The organism is Streptomyces sp. NPDC005263, assembly GCF_042872365.1.
Classification (GTDB): domain Bacteria; phylum Actinomycetota; class Actinomycetes; order Streptomycetales; family Streptomycetaceae; genus Streptomyces.
This window is the reverse complement of record NZ_JBIAKJ010000001.1, coordinates 416,145-435,134: the sequence shown is the minus strand read 5'-3', so window position 1 is coordinate 435,134 and position 18,990 is coordinate 416,145. Positions and strand designations below refer to the sequence as shown.

The following is an 18,990-nucleotide window of genomic DNA, read 5'->3' as shown; positions in this document are numbered from 1 at the left end:
GGATTCCGCCGCGTGTGCGCACATGTGCTGGTCGCCGAGGACGACGAGATGCAGGCCGAACTCATCCGCCGGTCCCTGCTGGCGGAGGGACACACCGCCACCGTGGTCCACGACGGCCGGGCAGCCCTCGAAGCGGCCCAACGGCTCCGGCCGGACCTCGTCGTCCTGGACCTGATGCTGCCGGTGATCGACGGCTTCGGGGTGTGCCGGGTGCTGCGCCGGGACGACGACATCCCCGTCCTGATGCTCACCGCCCGCACCGCCGAGGACGACGTCCTGCTGGGTCTGGAACTCGGCGCGGACGACTACATGACCAAGCCGTACAGCCCGCGCGAGCTGATGGCCCGCATCCGCACGGTCCTGCGGCGCAGTTCACGCGCGCCGGCCGAGCGCCGGGACGAGTCCGTCGTACGGGCCGGGGGAGTAACCGTCGACCGGGTACGGCACGAGGTGCGCTGCGAGGGCGCCCTCGTGGAGTGCACACCGGCCGAGTTCGAGATCCTGCTGGCGATGGCCGGCGAACCGGAACGGGTTTTCTCCCGGCGGCAGTTGCTGGAGGTCACCCGGGGCGCCGACCGGGCCTCCACCGAACGGGCCGTCGACGTCCACGTCATGAACCTGCGCCGCAAGATAGAGGCGGACCCGCGCCGGCCCGCCCGGCTGCTGACCGTCTTCGGGGTCGGCTACAAGCTCAGCGGCGGCCACGGATGAGCGGTTGGATACCGTTGCGCAAGCGCCTGCTGGTGCGGCTGCTCATCGCCTCCGGTCTCGTCGCCGTGTGCTCCGTGGCGGCGACGGCCTGGTTGGCGGTGGAGACCACCACCCGCGCCCTGCGGGAGGAGCAGGGGCAGGTCCTCGCCGACGACATGGACGTCCTCGCCCGGCTCAGCGGATACGCCGCGACCCACCCCGACTGGAGCGAAGTCGGGCCGACGGTGCGGGAGTTGGCCGCGAGGACGGGCCGGCGCATCGCCCTGACCACTGCCGACCGTACCCCCCTCGCCGACTCCGCGCCCCGCGGGACCGCGCTGCCGTTGACCGCCGCCGCCACCGTCGACCCCCTGCGCACCGACACCTACACCGAGCGCGGCGCCCAGATCAGCGGCACGGATCCGCGGGTCGTGGGCCCGTACCGGCTGACGGAGGGCGAACGCGGCGAGCTCGACGCCCTGGCCCACGAACGACAGGGCTGTTTCGCCCGCTACGGCATCGATCTGAGCCTCAGCCGCGCGCCGAGCGGCCGACCGGTCCTCACCGAGGCGGACGGCAGCGCCGATCCCGCCTATGTGCCCGACGCGTGCGCCGACGGCCGGTTCAACACGCCGGTGGTGACCGAACAGAAGGCGCTGAAGGCCCTCGAGAAAGGCGCCCGGGCCTGCCTGACCCGGGCGGGTCTGGAGCCCGGGGTGCCGCTGTACCTCGGCGTGGACGTCACCCCCTCAGCTCTGCGTGCCCCGTCGTTCGCACCCTCGCTCGCCAAGATGGGGTCCAAGGTCGCGCGTGCGGCCCAGGACTGCCTCGACGATGCCCGCCGCACCCAGCTCGACCCTTACGCCGCTCCCGCCGCGCAGCTGTTCCTGGGCGGCGACAAGGACACTCCCGCCGTACGGTTCGACATGTCCCCGGGCAACAAGGCCAAGGTCGTCGGTGCCGCCGGGCTCGTCCTCGCCGTCACCGTGGCCGTGACGGCGGTGATCGCCACCCGGCTCGTCCGGCCGCTGCGGGCGCTGACCGAGGCCGCCCAGCAGCCGCCGGAACTGCACGTGCGGGTCCCCGTCACCACCCGGGACGAGACCGGCATCCTGGCCGCCGCCTTCAACGAGCTGACGGAGCGCCGCGAACGCCTGGAGTCCCAACGCAAGGCGATGGTCAGCGACATCGCCCATGAACTGCGCACCCCGCTCACCAACATCCGCGGCTGGCTCGAGGTCACCCGCGACGGCGTCGTCGACCCGGACCCGGCCCTGCTCGCCGCCCTGCACGACGAGGCCCTCGTCCTGCAACGGGTCATCGACGACCTGCGCGACCTCGCCGACGCCGACGCCGACGCGCTGCGCCTGCACCCGGAGCCGGTGCGCTGCGACGAACTCCTCGACCAGGTGGCCGCCGCCCACCGGGTCGCGGCCGACGCGGCCGGCGTCCGCCTCCGCACCACCGTGGACGGCACACCCTGGCTGCACGCCGACGCGGTGCGGATGCGGCAGGCGCTGGGCAACCTGGTGTCCAACGCGCTGCGCCACACGCCCGCCGACGGCACCGTCACCCTGGCCGCGCGCCGCGCCGACGGCGACGTGCTGCTGGAGGTCACCGACACCGGTACCGGAATCGAGGCCGACGACCTGCCGTACGTCTTCGACCGGTTCTGGCGCGCGGAGAAGTCCCGCAGCCGCCGCACCGGCGGCAGCGGTCTGGGCCTGCCCATCGTCCGCCACCTGGTCGCCGCGCACGGGGGCAGCGTGGAGGCGGCGAGCGAGCCCGGTAAGGGGAGCGTCTTCACCCTGCGGCTGCCCGGCGGCCCGCCGCGGTAGCGGTCCGTCCGGTTCCGTCGCCGTCGATCGGGTACACCGTCCGAGCACACGGCGAAGAGGGAGGTCAGAACCATGACCGCAGCGTGCGAACTGCCGGTCGTACGGACGCTCGCCGAACTCACCGACCTGGTCGCGTGCCACCGTCCCACGTACGTCCGCTGGTCACGCGGCCCGGAGACCGACCTCGCCCGGCTGTCCAGCACGGACGATCTCACGGGTGTGTCCATGCCGGGGCTGTCCGCCAACCCGCTCGACGTCGAGGAGTGGTGGGAGGACCGCCCGGTCGGGTTGTGGGTGGCCCGACGTCTGTACGACTACTCCCATCTGGTGCACGAGAAGGGCCCCGGGGTGCGTCCCTGGGTCCTCACGGGCCGGGAGACGGGCCGTGGGCCCGACAACGAGCCGCTGGTGGTGGATGTGGGGCCGGTGTGCTGGATCGACCGCCGGGTGATCGACGAGGCGCGGGCCGCGGTGGACCGCCAGCAGAACGACTGGGGACCGCTGCGCCGGAGCGGCGGCTGACGTGGGGGCCCGGTGGCATACAGGACGCTGTATTGACCAACAGCGTCTCGTACATCACCGGGCCCCCACGTCAGCCGCCTCCCATCCATCCCGTCATCCGGCTCGCCGACGGGCCGCCGCGCGCCGCTTGATGGCACGGCGTTCGTTCTCGCCCGTTCCGCCCCAGACGCCGATGCTCTGCCCGGTGTCCAGCGCCCACTGCAGGCACTGGTCCTGGACCGGACAGGGCCGGCACACGGCCTTCGCCTGTTCCTCCTGCACCAGCGCCGGCCCGGTGGTGCCGATCGGGAAGAAGAGATCGGGGTCCTCGTGGCTGCACGCGGCGTATTCGCGCCAGTTCTCCATGAAAAAGTCACCTGCGATCGAAGTCGAACGTGCCCTCGGGGATGTGGCTTACTCGCTTCCGGGTCACCGGTCAATGCGGGGGTGAAACAACCGAGTCCTGTGGGACCTCGTGAAGATATGGCGGGGGTTCACTGTTCGCGGATGCCCCAGGGGGAGCCGTACGCGGTCAGCAGGTCGAGGAAGGGGCGGGCCGGGAAGGCCTCAGGGCCCAGGACGCCCGTGCCGGTCCAGGTGCCCGTGGCGAGCAGTTCGAGGGCGACGACCGGGTTGACGGCGGTCTGCCACACCACCGCCTGACAGCCGTACTCCGCCATGGACCACTGGTTGTCGACCACGTGGTACAGGTACACCTCGCGCGGCGCCCCGTCCTTGACGCCGCGCACCCAGGTGCCCGCACAGGTCTTGCCGTGCATCCGCTCGCCCAGCGTCGCGGGGTCCGGCAGACAGGCGGCGACGACGTCCCGTGGCGAGACCGCGACCGGACCGGCGACGCCCGGCACCGTCACCGGGGCGGTCCGGTCCAGGCCCAGCAGATGCAGCGTCCGCAGTGTCCGGATGAACTCCTCGCCCAGCCCGTACTTGAAGGTGACCCGGCGGGCGTCCACCCAGCGCGGCACCAGCAGCACCTCCTCGTGCTCCACGTTCACGCACTCGACCGGCCCGATGCCCTCGGGGAAGTCGAACACCTCCGGCTCACTGAACGGCTCGGTGGTGAACCATCCGCGGTCGGCCTCGTAGACGACCGGAGGGTTCAGGCACTCCTCGATCGTGGTCCAGATACTGAAGGACGGGGCGAAGTCATAGCCGTCGACGGTGAGGTTCGCGCCGTCGCGGACACCGATCTCCTCGATCTCGTCGAAGAGTTCGTCGGCCGCGTACCGGGCGAAGACGTCCGACAGCCCCGGCTCCACGCCCATCCCGACCAGGGCCAGCGCGCCGGCGATCTCCCACTCCGGCGCCCGCGTGAACTGCTCGTCACCGAGCTTGACCCCGCACTCCTCGTACGGGCGCTCGGCGTGCGGCCGGGACAGCGACATCGCCATGTCGACATAGGTCGCCTCGGCGGTTCGCGCCGCCCGGAACAGCGGCATCACGAACCGGGGGTCGGTCGCGTTGAGGAGGACGTCACAGCGGTGGCGCGCCAGGAGTGCCGCCACGGCGGCCTCGTCGCCGGCGTCCACGCGCTCGGCCAGGAAGCGGCTTCCTTCGTCGCCGAGCGTCGCGACGGCCGTCTCGGCCCGCGTCGCGTCGTGGTCGGCGACCACCATCGCCTCGAAGAACGGCCGTCGGGCAGCGATCCGGGTGATGGCGGTGCCCACTCCGCCGGCGCCCACGAGCAGTACACGCATGACAAGAACTCCCTGCCGGTTCGAACGTCGCTGATGTGTCGTGATGCATCGCTGATGTGGGGCCCTCGGCGCCGATACAACGCCGTACGCTCACACAAGGTCAATGCCGTTGGCATAAGGGTTTTCAGAGAGGGAGGCCGGCCGTGACGCCGAAACCCGTGGTCCCCGAGGAGAAACGGCGCCGGCGCCGGCCCACCAGGGGCGGCACGGTGTTGTCGGAGCGGCTGATCGTCGAGACCGCGCTGCGCATGCTGCGCGAACACGGCAGCGAGGGACTCACCGCCCGCCGCCTCGGCCTCGCCCTGGACGCCGACCCGTCCACGCTCTACCGGTACTTCCGCGGCATGGACGACCTGACGCTGGCCATCGGTGACGCGCTCATCGGTCAGGCCCTGGAGGGCTGGGAGCCGACGGGGGAGTGGCGGTCGGACCTGCGGACCGTCGGGTTGCGCATCCACACCGCGTACCTGGCGCACCCGCAGGCCGCCCTGCTGACCACGAACCGGGTCACCGGCCGGGCGAACGAACTCGCCGCCGACGAGGCCGTCCTGGACATCCTCAGGACCGCGGGCTTCCCGGTGCCGGACACCGTGCGCGTGTACCACGCCTTCATCGACCAGACCCTCGCCTTCGCCGCCCTCGACGCGGCCTCGCTGACCCTGCCGAGTGCTTCCCAGCACGCCGACGAGGAGGTGTGGCGCTCGACGTACGCCCGCCTCCCACGCGCCACCCACCCCCGCATCGCCGAAGCGGCCCCTCTCCTGGCCACCCGCATGGTGACCAGCGCGTATCCGACGGCCCTGGAGATGCTCCTGGAGAGCGCGCAGGCCCGACTGACGTCGCTCCGCGCCCGGCCGGGGCCGGGCGGACACGACCAGGCTCCGCCCGCCCAGCATCCCGGGCCAGGGGCGTGAATCACCGACGGCACGCCGCGTCGACGGCGGGACGGCGGGGACGGCAGGTCGGCTGGGCGTGTGTCGCTGGGCCCGCATGGACTGACAGGTCGCTACGCCCACGGTGTCGGTCGGCGGTGGGGCGCGGGTGGCGGATTCGGCGCCACGGTCCGGCTGGGTTGGCGGCTTGTGGCCGACCGCGCATGGGTGTCGGTCGTCGGTGGGGCGCGGCAGGCCGTCAGGCCGAACTCCGGGGACCGTCGGCCGGTCAGGCGCGCAGCGCCTCCGCGGCGGTCGTCGCCACCGCGTCGGCGACCGCGGCCAGTGCCGGTGAGTCGAGCTTCCACTGCTGCCAGTACAGCGGCACGTCCACCGTGCGTTCCGGCGCCAGGGGGACGAGGCGGCCCGCGTCCAGCAGCGGCCGCGCCTGAACCTCGGGCACCAGGCCCCAGCCGAGACCGGCCACCACGGCCTCGACGAAGCCCTCGGAGGTGGGGATGTGGTGCCGCACCTGACTCGCCCCGTGCCGGTCGCCGCGCAGCCCGCGCACGAACGCGTCCTGGAGGTCGTCGCCGCGGTCGAAGACCAGCACCGGCGCTGACGCGAGCGCCTCCGCCAGCGGTCCGCCGAGATGTCGTGCGGCGAAGTCCGGGTGCGCCGCGCCCACATACCGCATCCGGCCCAGCGACCGCACCGAACAGCCCGCCACGGGATCGGGTGACGACGTGACGGCGGCCATCACCAGGCCCTCCCGAAGCAGTGCCGCCGTGCGGCTCTCGTCCTCGCGGCGCAGCTCGAAACAGAGACGAGGTTCCCGGGGGACCCGCGTGAGCGCCCCCAGGAACCACGTCGACAGGGAGTCCGCGTTCACCGCGACCGACACCCGGGTGGGCTCCGACGCGCCGCTCATGCCGAGCTCGGCGCGCGCGTCCCGCTCCAGCCGGGCCAACTGCCGGGCGAACCGCACGACCACCTCGCCGGACTCGGTCGGCCGCACCGGCTTCGTGCGTACCAGCAACACCCGCCCCGTGCGCTGCTCCAGAGCCTTCACCCGCTGGCTCACCGCCGACGGCGTCACGTGCAGAGCGGCGGCCGCCGCGTCGAACGTGCCCTCGTCCACCACTGCGAGCAGCGTCCGCACCTGGTCAACAGGAAGCTCGGTCATCATCACGACAGCTAATGGTACGTAAGAATCCTTAGCTGTACACGCGGTGATCGTTTCCTTAGCGTCGACGTCATGACCGCTTCCCTCACCGCCGCGGCCGCCGGCTTCGGCACCGGCCTCTCACTGATCGTCGCCATCGGCGCCCAGAACGCCTTCGTGCTGCGCCAGGGGGTCCGGCGACACGCCGTCCTGGCCGTCGTCGGCATCTGCGCCCTGTCCGACGCCTTCCTGATCGCCCTCGGCGTCGGAGGGGTGGGCGCGGTGGTGGTGGCCTGGCCGGGTGCGCTGACCGCGATCGGCTGGATCGGCGGCGCGTTCCTGCTCGTCTACGGCGCCCTGGCCGCGCGTCGGGTGCTGCGGCCCGGCGGTGCCCTGCGCACCGAGGGGGAGCCGGAGGTTTCGGTCCGGCGGGCGGTGCTCACCTGTCTGGCGATGACCTGGCTGAACCCCCATGTCTACCTCGACACCGTCTTCCTGCTCGGTTCCATCGCCGCCGACCGGGGCCCGCTGCGCTGGACGTTCGGGCTCGGAGCCGTGCTGGCGAGTGTGTGCTGGTTCGCCGCGCTCGGATTCGGAGCCCGGCTGCTCGGTCGTTTCCTGGCCCGGCCGGCCGCCTGGCGGGTCCTGGACGGCCTGATCGCGACAACGATGATCACCCTCGGCGTCATGCTCGTGGCGGAGGCCTAGTGCGAGCCCGAAGTCCCAAGGGAATGGCCCGAAGTCCGCGACGGAATGGCCTGATGTCCACAACCTGAGATATCGCGTCCCGGCTCTCGGAAGGTGCTGCGATAGTGAACCCCGGACCCGATAGGTGTAACAAACAATCAGGAAGCCCGTGGACACCAGCGAGAGCAGCAGCACCGAACCGCACTCGGCCTCCGCGGACGAGACGAAGCAGCCCCGGGGAGGCTGGCGCCGGTGGGCCATGGACACCCGCCCGCTGCGCGTGCCCGCCTACCGCAGACTGTGGTCCTCGACGATCGTCACAGCCGTCGGCAGCCAGCTCACCGCCGTCGCCGTGCCGAAGCAGATCTACGACATCACCGGGTCCTCGGCCTGGGTGGGCGCCGCGAGCCTCGCCGGACTGCTGCCGCTGATCGTGTTCGCCCTGTGGGGCGGGGCGGTCGCCGACACCATGGACCGGCGCAGGCTGCTGCTGATCACCAACAGCGGTATCGCCGTCACCTCGGTCCTGTTCTGGCTCCAGGCGGTCACCGGGTTCGACTCGGTGGCCGTCCTCATGGTGCTGCTGGCGGTGCAGCAGGCGTTCTGGGGACTGAACGCCCCGGCCCGCAACGCGTCCATCGCCCGCCTGGTGCCCGAGGAGCAGCTGCCCGCCGCCAATGCCCTCGGCTCCACCGTCATGCAGACCGGACAGGTCGTCGGACCGCTGCTCGCCGGTGTCCTGATCCCCGTCGTCGGCCTGCCGGAGCTGTATCTCATCGACGCCCTGGCGTTGTGCGTCACGGTGTGGGCGGTCCACCGGCTGCCCTCCCTGCCGCCTCTGGCGTCGGCCTCCGCGCGCCGGGCGGGAGTGCGGGAGATCGCGGCCGGATTCCGCTACATCTCCGCCCACAAGGTGTTGCTGCTGTCCTTCCTCGCCGACATCATCGCGATGGTCTTCGGCATGCCCCGCGCCCTGTTCCCCCAGCTCGCCTCGCAGACGTACGCCCCCTACGGCGAAGGACTCGCGCTCGGCCTCCTGTTCGCGGCGATACCCATCGGCGCGGTGGTCGGCGGGCTGTTCTCCGGCACGTTCTCCCGGGCCCGCCGGCACGGCTGGATGGTCATCGGCGCGGTCGTGGCCTGGGGCGCGGCCATCACCGGCTTCGGCCTGAGCGACAGCCTGTGGCTCGCCGTGGTGTTCCTCGCGGTGGCTGGCGTCGCGGACATGGTCTCCATGGTCTTCCGCGGGGCGATCCTGCTGTCCGCCGCGACCGACGAGATGCGCGGCTGGATGCAGGGCGTCTTCACCGTCGTCGTCGCGGGCGGCCCGCGCCTGGCCGACGTCCTGCACGGCACGGCGGGTTCGGCGTTCGGCGCGCGCACGGCGGTCGCGGGCGGCGGGCTCCTGGTGGTCGCCGTCATGCTGAGCCTGGCGCTCGCGGTCCCGGCCCTGCGCCGCTACCGCATCTGAACATCGGCGCCCTAGAGTCCGACAACACCGCTACCGCCGCCGGACTCGGCGCCCTACAGGCCCCCGCGCCGCTTGAAGGCGTACTGCTCCATCAGCTTGCCCCGGGTCGTCTCCAGTCGATGCGCCAGGATCTCGGCGACGGTCCGCAGCAGGGTCATCCCGAGCCGGCGGTCCTCCTCGCACAGCTGGAGCACCGTCGCCGCGTCGAACTCGTAGGCGCGCACCGGGCTGAAGGCCTCCGCGCCGAAGTCCCACTGGTAGGGCCGGAACAGCCAGGACCAGCCGAGCAGGTCGCCCGCGCCGAGACTGGCGACCGTGACGCGCTGCTGGGACGTCACCTGCTGGGTCAGCGAGACCGCGCCCGAGCGGATGACCCAGAAGCGGTCGGCCGTGCCGCCCGCCTCGAAGATCCGGGCGTCCTCGGGGAAGGAGACCTCCCGGGCCAGGGTCATCAGGCGCTCGCGTTGTGGCGGCCCGAGGGCGGTCAGCAGTTTGATCGCTTTGGTCATGGCACGGGGCTCCTCGCCGGCGGCACTTCCGGTTCTTCCCGAAGGGGGGTCCTTTCGCTAAGCCCATTCCAGCGGCTCCCGGCTCCCCGGGCACCTCGGCGGACATGAGAATCTTCGAGCAGGTTCGTGCGGGAACCGGTATCCGGGCATGAAAAAGCCCTGGCTGGACGGGGGAGACCAGCCAGGGCCGTTGAGCGGTGACTCCGGAGGACGGTACGGTCGACTCCGTGGCCACGTATAAGTGAACCGTAAACCATTCAGGGCGGTTGTGCGAAGCGGAATGCGGGGCAGGTGACCTGTTTCACTCCGTGCTCACTCCGCGTCCCGGCCCAGGACCCTGATCGTCTCCAGCCCGGGGTCGGTGGCGTCGGGAAGGTTCATGCCCGAGTCCAGCCCGGTACGCAGATAGCGCAGCACCGGCTCGCTCAGCCGCTCGCCGGGTAGTACGGCGGGGATCCCGGGCGGATACGGCGTGATCATCTCGGCCGCGATCCGCCCCGCGGCCTCGGACAGCGGGACGTGCTCGGCGGGTCCGAAGAACGCGTCCCGCGGCAGGCGGGCCTGCACCATCCGCAGCTCGCCGGGCGACGGCACCTCCACCCGCGACGCGGGGCGCAGGTCCGGCGCGGCCCGCGCCAAGTCCTCCAGTGCGGCGAGCAGTTGCCCGGCCGTCTCCCGGTCGTCGCCGTGGGTGATCTGCGCGCCGATCCGACGGTGGTCGGACAGATGCACGTTGACGTCCCGGTGTTCGCGCAGCCAGTCCGCCGCCTGGTACCCGGTGATCCCGAGCGCCTCGATGTCGATGACGCCGGGCAACGGGTCGAAGTCCTCGGCCAGTCCCGGACCGCAGAAGTCGTCCCGGTCGTTGACATGCATCCCGTCGATCTTCTCGATCCGCGCCCGGACGTCGGCGGCGAGGTCCAGCGCGCCGCCCATGAGCTGCTCGCCGCGGAGGGCCATCTGACGACGCCACCCGTCGAGGCCCGCGTACAGCAGCACCGACGGACTGGTGGTGCCCAACAGATCCGCCCGCGTCTTCAACAGGTCCGCCGGGACCAGACCGCCCTGCAGATGGAAGACGGAACCCTGCTCCAGACCGCTGCCCATCTTGTGGATGCTGGTCACGCAGATGTCGGCGCCGGCGTCCATGGCCCAGGACGGCAGATCGGGGTGGAAGGGCAGATGGGCGCCCCAGGCCTCGTCCACGATCAGCGGAACCGAACGACGGTGGCAGACCCCGGCGACCTCCCGCAGATCCGCACAGGCGCCGTACGGCGTCGGACTGGTGATCAGCGCGCCCTTGGCGTCGGGATGGGCGTCGAAGGCCGCCTCGAACTCCGCGGCGGACGGCGGATGCGCCAGCCGCCGCTCCGCGTCCCACCGCGGCTCGACCCAGACGGGCTCGACACCGGACAGGATCAGCCCCGACACGACGGACTTGTGCGCGTCCCGTCCGATCAACAACTTCTCGTGCGGCCCGGCGACCGCAAGCATCGCGGCCTTGACGGACAGGGAACTCCCGCAGGTGGTGAAGAACGTGTGCTCCGCGTGCACGGCGTCGGCCATCAGCTCCTCGGCCCGCTCCAGCACCCTGCCCCGGGTGAGCCGGTCGTCGAGGGCGCCCGACGCCAGCACGTCCCCCAGGAAGACCGCGTCGCCCAGCACCTCCCGCACCGCGGGATCCGCGCCCCGGGCCTGCTTGTGACCCGGAGGCGCGAACGTCAGCCGCCCCTTGCGGTGATAGTCGGCCAGGGCTTCCAGAACGGGTGCACGGGTGTGATCGATCGCCATGCGGCCCGGGTTCCCCACGCGGGGTCGTTCGACGCCCGCGACGGGGAGCCCGGGCCGGGCGTCACGTCCCTCCGGCGGACCTGCCCGGCGTCAGGATCTCGTCCAGCACCCTCAGCACACTCTCGTAGACCACGCTCCGCACCTCCGCGTCACGAGCCCCGTCCGGATCCGTCATCCGCAGGTCCTCACGGCGGGTCCGCCACGCCCGCTCCTCCTCCTCGGCGAACGCCCGGGCGCGCTGGATGCGCCGCAACAGCTCGTCTGAATCAACCACATCAGTCATGGCAACCGCGTACCCGCTCACGTCGCCTGAATGGCCCGAGGTCTGCCCGGAACGAGAGGTTTGGCACGCCGGGGAGAGGTGAGCCGAAGTAGGGAGACCTGCGGGAGCCCGCCCGGCCAGGGACGCAACCGCCGAGACCGTGACCGCGGGAAGCGCCGCGATCCACGGGTGCCGCGCCCGGACGAGGCCGCCACCGGTCGCCCGATCCGACCACCTCAGCAAGCAGGGAGTGAAAGGGATGTGCGAGCAGCACAGGACCGAGTTCGTCCTCGAACCGTTCGTCGCCGAGCGGCGCGGCCGTGCTGGACCCTGCAAACCGGCCGAGGCGCGCAAAGCGGTCGAGCGGGCCGTCGTCGAACGCTGCCGCGCCACCGACTGCCCGTGTGACGCGGACGCCCTCTCCGACGCGCTGCTCGTCGCCTCGGAACTCACCACCAACGCGATCCTGCACGGCGGCGGGATCACGGACTTCCACGTCGACGTGGTGGGACCCGGCGTACGGGTGTCGGTGAGCGACCGCAGCGACCAGCTGCCCGTGGTCGCCCCGCCGACGGACCGGCAGGGGCGCCGGCGGGTCGGTGGCCACGGCTGGCCCATCGTCTGCCGACTGGCCCGCGACGTCCGGGTGACCGATCTGCCCGCCGGCGGGAAGTGCATCACTGCCGTGGTCCCACTGTCCTGAACACATTCCGGGGATCCGAGTTTGGTCCCAGGGGTGCAGGGCAGACGCAATTTCGTGCTTCGGACCGGAGGCGCGCCAGCGGGAGCGGTATGGCTGCTCCGGGGCCTTCCTGGTCATCCGGGCGCGGCAACCCTCCCGCGGTCATTCCCTGAACCCACCGCTTCAGGAGCGATTCCGCATGCTCATCGATATGTCGACCAGCCGTCCCGGCACGCCCGCTCAGCCGACCTCCCCCAACCGGCGCCGTCACGACGACGCCCCCGACACGGCCCTCCTCTTCACCCGGATGGCCGCACTGGAGGACGGTCCCGAACGGGACGCCGTCCGCGACGAGCTCGTCACCGCCTGGCTGCCCATGGCCCACCGGATCGCCGGCCGCTTCCGCGACCGCGGCGAGTCGGTCGAGGACCTGCGCCAGGTGGCCGCCCTCGGACTGGTGAAGGCCATCGACCGCTTCGAACCCGAACGCGGCGCCTTCGAAAGCTACGCCGTTCCCACCATCACCGGTGAGGTCAAGCGTCACTTCCGGGACCGGATGTGGGCGCTGCGCGTGCCCCGTCGGGTGCAGGAACTGCGCAACAAGGTACGAGTGGCGCGCCGCGAACTGACCCAGAACCCGGGCTCCCCCGAGCCGTCGACGGCGGACATCGCCGCCCACACCGGGCTGACCGAGGACGAGGTCGCCACCGGGATGGAGGCCCTCGAAAGTTTCAGCACCCTGTCGCTGGACGCCGAGCTCTCGGCCGGCGAGGACGGCTACAGCCTCGCGGACACCCTGGGCGCCTCGGACAACTCCTTCGACACCGTCGTCGACCGCGAGTCCGCCAAGGAGGGCCTGCGCAGGCTGCCGGAGCGGGAGCGCGCCATCCTCTACATGCGTTTCTTCGAGGACATGACGCAAAGCCGCATCGCCGACCAGCTCGGCATCTCCCAGATGCATGTCTCCCGCCTGATCAGCCGCAGTTGCGCCCGGGTGCGGGACGAGGCGCTGGGGCAGCGGGCAGGCGGACACGCGCCCGGCGGACGGGCCGTCTGAGTGGACGAGGAGCGACACGGATGCTGATGCCCCATCCCGGATTCCTGCGTCAGATCGTCGACGAGTACGAGGCCCTGTCGGCCGCGGAGGCCGCCCGGGTGAGCGAACCGAGCCCCAGGGCGCGCGACCTCGCCTACACGCTCTGCGTGTCCACCGGCACGCGGGACGTGCGCGTGGCCCTGGAGGCCGCGCACCGTCTGCTCGCGACCGGACCCGAGCCGGATCGGGCGCGATTGGTCGAATGACAGCAGACCGCGGACGACGAGGCCGCGGTACGGGATGAGCCGGAGCGGCTACGGGCCGAGGTGCGTGAGGTGCGCACCTCGGCCCGTGTTCGCCCGCTCAACACCCAGGGCCGCGGCACGCCCCCCGGGGGGATCCCCGCGGCCCCCGCACGCCAGGGTCGTGAGCCCGCGCGGGCCCAGACCTCGAACATCACCTCGACCACCACCCACGCGCCGGGAGTGCCCGCTCAGGACCGGGGCATCCGGCCTCCAGGAGGACGACATGAACACGAGTGCCACGGTGCGTACCGGTCGGACGGGCGCCCGCAGAATGGCGAGGGGCTCGGCCGGGGAGAGCGCCGCACGGGCGGGACTGACCGCGCGAGGCGTCATCTACCTGCTCGTCGGCGTCCTGGCGCTGCAGATAGCCTTCGGCGAGGGCGAGCACCAGGCAGACCGCGGCGGCGCCCTCGCCGAGATCTCCGAGAAACCCTTGGGGGCCGTACTGCTGTGGGCCCTCGGCATCGGGCTGGTGGGCATGGCCCTGTGGCGACTGTCCGAAGTGGTCTTCGGGTCGGTCGGACCGGACGGCCGCAAGGCCAGGAAACGCCTGATGGCGGCCGTGCGCTGCGTCTTCTACACGTTCGTCGCCTACTCGGTGCTGTCCTTCGCCGCGGGCTCGGGCGGCAGCAACTCCAGCGACAAGCAGTCCAAGGACGTCACCGCCCGGGTCCTCGAGGCCCCCGCCGGACAGTGGCTGGTGGGCGCGGCCGGCATCGGCATCGTCATCGCCGGTGTGTGGATCGCGGGCCGGGCGGTCCTGCGCAAGTACCACGACAAGCTGAAGCTCGGCGAGATGTCCCCGCGCACCCGCCGGCTGGTGGACGTGACGGGCGTGGGCGGCGGCGCGGCCCGCGGCGTGGTGTTCGCAGCCGCCGGTGGCTTCGCCGTGCGTGCCGCGGTCGACTACGAACCCGACCAGGCCAAGGGACTGGACGACACCCTCCGCTCGTTCGCCGAGACCCCGCTCGGACCCTGGCTGCTGGTCTGCGTGGCCGCCGGGCTCGTGCTCTTCGGACTGTTCTCATTCGCGATGGCACGCTGGCGCAGGGTCTGAACCGGCCCTACCCGGGGAACCCGCACAGGATGAACGAACCCGAGCTTCCGCCCGACGGCCGGCCCGTGGACGTCTACCTGGGCCTGCTGCGTATCCGTATGGACACCGAGGACTACAACCTGCTGCTCAGCGTGGTCGAGCCGGTTCTCAAGGCCATCGAGGAAGAACGCCTGCCCGCGCTCGACTTCGCGCTCGACGAGGACCGGCCCGGCGGGCTGCCCCAGGAGGTCCGCGACGAGGCCGCCCTCGTCATCGCCACCGCGGTGACGGGCCGGCTGGACAACGAGGTGGTCGAGCTGGACATCGACGAGACCGGGCCGGTCCGGGTCGTCACGGACGCGGCCACCGCGTCCGACCCGGTGCGCCTGGGCGAGATCGCCGACTACATCCGCGAACGGCAGCAGATGAACGATGAGCTGCGTGGCATCGCCGAAGCCAGCGACCTGCCCACGGACATCTGACGGCCCGGGTCCCCAACCCGGTCCGTCACCCGGGGCAGGCGCCCGTCGTCACCGCCGCGGCTCGGCCACCGGAACGCCCAGCGGCCGCGCCAGACCCGCCACGGTCTCGTCCAGGCGCTGCAGATGCCGCAGCACCCGGTCGGTGACCCTGCCGTACCTCGGGGTGCCCGGCACGTCCGGCTCCAGCAGTGAGGCGATGCTCCGCCCGGTCTCGATCTCGACCGCCGCCTGCTCGTCGGCGAGCCGCGCGGCGATCACCGCGATGTTGTCCGCGATGCGCCGCCCGGCCCGGCGCAGCCTCGGATCGGCCGCGATCGACGGATGCGTGGGCAGCAGCTCGGCCGTCGCCGCAAGCGAACGCGCGTGATACGCGCAGGTCTCCAGGAGCGCGACCACATACCGGGCGGTGTCGCGACGGGCCCGCAGCGGCGTGACCGGGTGGGTGAGCGGCTGGGTGGCCGCCCGTAGATCGGCCAGCGCCTGGTCCAGATCGCGCGCCTGGTCGAGCAGATCGACCGGAGGTCCACCGCTGAGCTGGTCGACCGCCGTCTCCGTGACGTCCTTGAGCCGGTCCAGAACGGTGACCAGCAGATCGTTCGTACGGCGGTCGGTGTGCACCGGCAGCACGAACGCCGCCGCCACGATCCCGCAGGCCGCGCCGAGCGCCGTCTCCTCCACCCGCAGCACCAGCACCGAGAAGGTGTAGGTGTGCAGGAGGGTGTACAGCAGCCCCAGCGCCGCCGTGACGAAGAAGGACATCAACGTGTACGACAGGGGCGCCGTGTAGAACATCGCGAAGACGAACACCAGCACCAGCGCGAACGCCGTCCAGGTGTGATGGCCGACCAGGCCCGCCAGCACGATGCCCGCCACCACGCCCAGCACGGTGCCCACCAGCCGGCGGTAGCCCTTGACCACGATCTCGCCCGTGGACGCGGTGTTGATGAAGACGATCCAGCAGGTCAGCACCGCCCAGTACCAGCGTTGGCTGGAGAGGAACTCACCGCCGACGATGGCCAGCGAGGACCCCACCGCGACCTGGACGGCCGCCCGGGTGGTGGGCCGGCGCAGCCCGGTGGCCTCGTCGTCCTCGCGGTCCTCGTCCTCACCCGCGTCGATCGCCGCGTCCTCGGCGTCCAGTTCCTCCCGCGAGCGGGCCGTCGCCGGTGTGTCGTCCGACTCGTCCCGCGCCCCGCCCAGCGCGATCCGCAGCCCCAGCACCGCGCGGGCCGCCTCACCGATGCCCCGGAACACGTCCTGGACGACCGTCGGGGCGGCCGGCAGGGTGTCCTCGTCGCGGTAGCCGATCAGCCGGTTGCGCACATGGGACAGCGCGGTCCCGTTCTCCGACACCGGCCGCAGCACCAGCATCCGCAGCGCGTCGAGATCCCGGCGCAGGGTGGCGGTCGCCTCGTCGCGCACCGGCAGGGGAGCGCCCGCCGGGGCGGGGGCGCCCGGCAGGTGCATGGTCAGTGTGTCGGCCCGCTCGGCGCTGCGCGCGGTCAGCAGCAGCAGACCCAGCCGCTCCGCGGCGATCTCGGCGTCCGCGATCCGGCGTTGCAGCAGCCGGGCCGTGGCCTTGTCGGCGGTGCCTTCCTCCAGTCGTCCCTGGATCATCATCGCTGTCTCGTGCAGCCGGGCGGTGCCGTCGCGCACGTCCTCCAGGGCCTTCTCCAGCTCCTGGGGACCGGCGTCGAGCAGCTCGACCTGTGCGGACACCAACTGGGCCAGCCTGGCCCGGAACGCCTCGCGCAGCCGGTCCAGGATGCCCGCGGGAGTCTCGGGCACGAGCACGAAACGCGCCAGCGCGCTGCTCGCGAAGGCGATGCCGAGGGCGCCGTACAGCTCCGGCAGGCCGGAGACGGCGGCGCCGACGAACAGGGACAGGAAGTAGACCTGGAAGCCGATCAGGCCGAGCGCCGTGCCGCGGTCGCCGAACCGGCGGCTGTAGACCGCGCAGAAGATGAGGACGACGAAGAAGGCGTCCCCGCCCACCACCCGGGAGCTGAGGAGCGCACCCAGCGTCACCGACGCCAGTGCGACGGGCAGCCCGAGCGCGAGGGTCACGGCCTGTTGCCCGCGCTGCTTCTCCCGGATGGCGAAGGTCGCGACCATGGCCGCCATCGCCCCGGCCACCAGATGCGTGACGTCGGAGCCGAGCAGGCCGAGCACGGTGATCGTGAGGGCGATGGCGCCCACCGTTCTGAGGCCGGCGGCCAGTCGCAACAGTCCGGGATCGGACGCCGCGACGCCGTCCCGAAGTCGTGCCTGGAGGGACCGTCCCACTGCCTTCACGCCGCCGTACTCATTCCCGTGTCACTTCATGATCTCCGGCTCAGCATGTCATGACCGGGCCGATCGCCCGCTTCCGGCCCGGTCGCTCCCCTGACCGACGGCCGACCGCCGACCGTCAGGGACGATCGGCGGTCAGGAACGGTCCGCGTCAGGTGGGCCGGAGCGTCACGGCTCCAGCCGCGCCGAGCCGTCGACGTGGGCCCGCACCTGTTCCGGCTTCAGATACGAGTCGGTGTACTCGAAGTCCTTCAGCTTGGCGGGCTTGCGGGCCTGGAAGCCGGTGCGGACGAAATCGTCACCGGCCAGCGCGTTGAGCACCCAGTTGGTCATCACCCGCGTCTTGGCGACACCGGTACGCAGCGCCTGCCAGTGGTAGCCGCGCGCCACCGCCTGCGCGGGCACGCCGCGCAGCTCGATGCCGAGCGGCTTGGACACGGCGTCCTTGCCGCCGAGGTCGACGACCAGACCGAGGTCCTTGTGGACGTACGGGCGGAGCGGCTGGTCGCGCAGGGCCGCGATGACGTTGTCGGCGACGTGCTTGCCCTGCCGCATCGCGTGCTGTGCGGTGGGCGGGCACACCGCGCCGTCCTCGCCCTTGGCCTCGTCGGGCACCGCGGCGGCGTCGCCGAGCGCGAACACCCCGTCGTGCCCCGCCAGGTTCATGCTGGCGGTGACCGCGAGCCGCCCCCGCACGGTCTCCGCGCCGAGGGTGGCGATGAGGGGACTGGCGACCACACCCGCGGTCCAGATGAGGGTGCGGGTGGGGATCACCCGCCCGTCGGTGAACGTGACCTCCTCCGGGCCCGCCTTGGCGATGGAGGTCCCGAGGGAGATGTCGATGCCGCGCCTGCGCAGGATCTCCTGCGCGCTGCTGCCGAGCTTGTCGCCCAGTTCCGGCATCAGCTTCGGCGCGATGTCGATCAGGTGCCACTTGATCAGCCCCGGGTCCAGGCGGGGGTAGCGCTTGACGGCGGCGTGCGTCAGACGCTGCAGGCAGGCCGCGGTCTCGGTGCCCGCGTAGCCGCCGCCGACCACCACGAACTGCAGCCGGGAGGCCCGCTCCGCCGGGTCCTGGCTGGCGTCGGCCAGGTCGAGCTGGGAGATGACGTGGTCGCGGACGTACGCGGCCTCGGCGAGGGTCTTCATGCCGAAAGCGTTATCGGTGAGGCCGGGGATGTCGAAGGTGCGGGTGATGCTGCCGGGGGCCAGCACGATGTAGTCGTACGGCTCGTCGACGATCCGGTCGGTGATGGTCCGTATCACGCAGACCTTCGACTTGAGGTCCACGCCGATCGCGCCGCCGGGAATGATCCGGGTGCGGTACTTCCTGCTGCGGCGCAGCGAGACGGCGATCGACTGCGGCGTCAGCACGCCGGAGGCGACCTGGGGCAGCAGGGGGAGGTAGAGCTGGTAGGCGAACGGCGTCACGAGCGTGACGTCGGCCTCGTCGGGGGAGAGTTTGCGTTCCAGACGGCGAACGCACTCCACACCGGCGAAACCTGCTCCAACCACCAGGATCCTGGGTCGTGTCACGGTGTTCATCCCTTTCTGCGGCTCCAGGCGGTCTGCCTCGAACGCCATTCGCCTGCCCGTGGATCGCTGCTTCGCACCTCATTGATCCAACCGGATGCCGACCGTCCCGCCGGGCCGCGG

At 71.8% G+C, this 18,990-nt stretch carries 19 protein-coding genes; 11 read left to right on the top strand and 8 right to left on the bottom strand.

From position 1 onward, the window contains the following. Positions 1–12 precede the first annotated feature (12 nt). The 3 genes from ACFYRY_RS01990 to ACFYRY_RS01980 all read left to right on the top strand — a co-directional run bounded on the left by ACFYRY_RS01990 (position 13) and on the right by ACFYRY_RS01980 (position 3,050). Positions 13–711 carry a response regulator gene (locus ACFYRY_RS01990; RefSeq protein WP_389139041.1) on the top strand — a complete coding sequence of 233 codons (699 nt, stop codon included), beginning with the start codon at positions 13–15 and terminating at the stop codon, positions 709–711. After that, positions 708–2,528: a sensor histidine kinase gene (locus ACFYRY_RS01985; RefSeq protein ID WP_389139039.1), complete on the top strand. Its 1,821-nt coding sequence runs from the start codon at positions 708–710 to the stop codon at positions 2,526–2,528. The genes ACFYRY_RS01990 and ACFYRY_RS01985 overlap by 4 nt, the downstream gene beginning before the upstream one ends. Positions 2,529–2,600: 72 nt before the next feature. After that, positions 2,601–3,050: a DUF6098 family protein gene (locus ACFYRY_RS01980; protein ID WP_389139038.1), complete on the top strand. Its 450-nt coding sequence runs from the start codon at positions 2,601–2,603 to the stop codon at positions 3,048–3,050. 93 nt (positions 3,051–3,143) lie between these two features. On the opposite strand, the gene ACFYRY_RS01975 is transcribed toward ACFYRY_RS01980, so the two are convergent. Next, on the bottom strand, positions 3,144–3,395 hold the full coding sequence (locus ACFYRY_RS01975) for a WhiB family transcriptional regulator (RefSeq protein WP_389139036.1): 252 nt from the start codon (positions 3,393–3,395) through the stop codon (positions 3,144–3,146). A gap of 128 nt (positions 3,396–3,523) precedes the next feature. Beyond that, complete coding sequence (locus ACFYRY_RS01970) at positions 3,524–4,744, bottom strand: saccharopine dehydrogenase family protein (RefSeq protein ID WP_389139034.1); 1,221 nt, start codon at positions 4,742–4,744, stop codon at positions 3,524–3,526. Positions 4,745–4,887: 143 nt separating this feature from the next. Here ACFYRY_RS01970 and ACFYRY_RS01965 point away from each other — a divergent pair, with 143 nt between their 5' ends. Further along, the gene (locus ACFYRY_RS01965; RefSeq protein WP_389139032.1) at positions 4,888–5,658 is read left to right on the top strand and encodes a TetR/AcrR family transcriptional regulator; all 771 of its coding nucleotides are present in this window, start codon (positions 4,888–4,890) and stop codon (positions 5,656–5,658) included. 247 nt (positions 5,659–5,905) lie between these two features. Here the strand turns inward: ACFYRY_RS01965 and ACFYRY_RS01960 are convergent, their stop codons facing one another. Further along, positions 5,906–6,805 (bottom strand): LysR family transcriptional regulator ArgP, encoded by a 900-nt coding sequence (locus ACFYRY_RS01960; RefSeq protein WP_389141014.1) that lies wholly within the window; start codon positions 6,803–6,805, stop codon positions 5,906–5,908. Positions 6,806–6,874: 69 nt separating this feature from the next. Here ACFYRY_RS01960 and ACFYRY_RS01955 point away from each other — a divergent pair, with 69 nt between their 5' ends. Together ACFYRY_RS01955 and ACFYRY_RS01950 are read left to right on the top strand one after the other, a co-directional pair. Further along, a complete protein-coding gene (locus ACFYRY_RS01955; RefSeq protein WP_389139030.1) occupies positions 6,875–7,489 on the top strand; it encodes a LysE/ArgO family amino acid transporter in 615 nt (204 codons plus the stop codon). Positions 7,490–7,637: 148 nt separating this feature from the next. Then, positions 7,638–8,939: an MFS transporter gene (locus ACFYRY_RS01950; RefSeq protein ID WP_389139028.1), complete on the top strand. Its 1,302-nt coding sequence runs from the start codon at positions 7,638–7,640 to the stop codon at positions 8,937–8,939. A gap of 53 nt (positions 8,940–8,992) precedes the next feature. On the opposite strand, the gene ACFYRY_RS01945 is transcribed toward ACFYRY_RS01950, so the two are convergent. The 3 genes from ACFYRY_RS01945 to ACFYRY_RS01935 all read right to left on the bottom strand — a co-directional run bounded on the left by ACFYRY_RS01945 (position 8,993) and on the right by ACFYRY_RS01935 (position 11,522). Then, on the bottom strand, positions 8,993–9,448 hold the full coding sequence (locus tag ACFYRY_RS01945; protein ID WP_389139026.1) for a cyclic nucleotide-binding domain-containing protein: 456 nt from the start codon (positions 9,446–9,448) through the stop codon (positions 8,993–8,995). A 312-nt stretch (positions 9,449–9,760) separates the two neighbouring features. Next, the gene (locus tag ACFYRY_RS01940) at positions 9,761–11,239 is read right to left on the bottom strand and encodes an aminotransferase class I/II-fold pyridoxal phosphate-dependent enzyme (protein ID WP_389139024.1); all 1,479 of its coding nucleotides are present in this window, start codon (positions 11,237–11,239) and stop codon (positions 9,761–9,763) included. 61 nt (positions 11,240–11,300) lie between these two features. Next, complete coding sequence (locus ACFYRY_RS01935; protein ID WP_389139022.1) at positions 11,301–11,522, bottom strand: hypothetical protein; 222 nt, start codon at positions 11,520–11,522, stop codon at positions 11,301–11,303. A gap of 238 nt (positions 11,523–11,760) precedes the next feature. Here ACFYRY_RS01935 and ACFYRY_RS01930 point away from each other — a divergent pair, with 238 nt between their 5' ends. The 5 genes from ACFYRY_RS01930 to ACFYRY_RS01910 all read left to right on the top strand — a co-directional run bounded on the left by ACFYRY_RS01930 (position 11,761) and on the right by ACFYRY_RS01910 (position 15,042). Then, entirely contained in the window at positions 11,761–12,204 is a 444-nt protein-coding gene (locus ACFYRY_RS01930; protein ID WP_389139020.1) for an ATP-binding protein, read from the top strand. A 178-nt stretch (positions 12,205–12,382) separates the two neighbouring features. Next, positions 12,383–13,240 carry a SigB/SigF/SigG family RNA polymerase sigma factor gene (locus tag ACFYRY_RS01925; protein ID WP_389139018.1) on the top strand — a complete coding sequence of 286 codons (858 nt, stop codon included), beginning with the start codon at positions 12,383–12,385 and terminating at the stop codon, positions 13,238–13,240. Positions 13,241–13,260: 20 nt separating this feature from the next. Beyond that, on the top strand, positions 13,261–13,485 hold the full coding sequence (locus ACFYRY_RS01920) for a DUF5133 domain-containing protein (RefSeq protein WP_389139016.1): 225 nt from the start codon (positions 13,261–13,263) through the stop codon (positions 13,483–13,485). Positions 13,486–13,747: 262 nt separating this feature from the next. Next, positions 13,748–14,581 (top strand): DUF1206 domain-containing protein, encoded by an 834-nt coding sequence (locus tag ACFYRY_RS01915; protein WP_389139014.1) that lies wholly within the window; start codon positions 13,748–13,750, stop codon positions 14,579–14,581. Between the two features lie 29 nt (positions 14,582–14,610). Continuing rightward, complete coding sequence (locus ACFYRY_RS01910) at positions 14,611–15,042, top strand: hypothetical protein (protein WP_356776131.1); 432 nt, start codon at positions 14,611–14,613, stop codon at positions 15,040–15,042. A gap of 48 nt (positions 15,043–15,090) precedes the next feature. Here the strand turns inward: ACFYRY_RS01910 and ACFYRY_RS01905 are convergent, their stop codons facing one another. Both ACFYRY_RS01905 and ACFYRY_RS01900 read right to left on the bottom strand, forming a co-directional pair. Beyond that, entirely contained in the window at positions 15,091–17,337 is a 2,247-nt protein-coding gene (locus ACFYRY_RS01905; protein WP_389139012.1) for an FUSC family protein, read from the bottom strand. A gap of 165 nt (positions 17,338–17,502) precedes the next feature. Next, positions 17,503–18,879 (bottom strand): NAD(P)/FAD-dependent oxidoreductase, encoded by a 1,377-nt coding sequence (locus ACFYRY_RS01900; RefSeq protein WP_389139010.1) that lies wholly within the window; start codon positions 18,877–18,879, stop codon positions 17,503–17,505. Between the last annotated feature and the right edge of the window lie 111 nt (positions 18,880–18,990).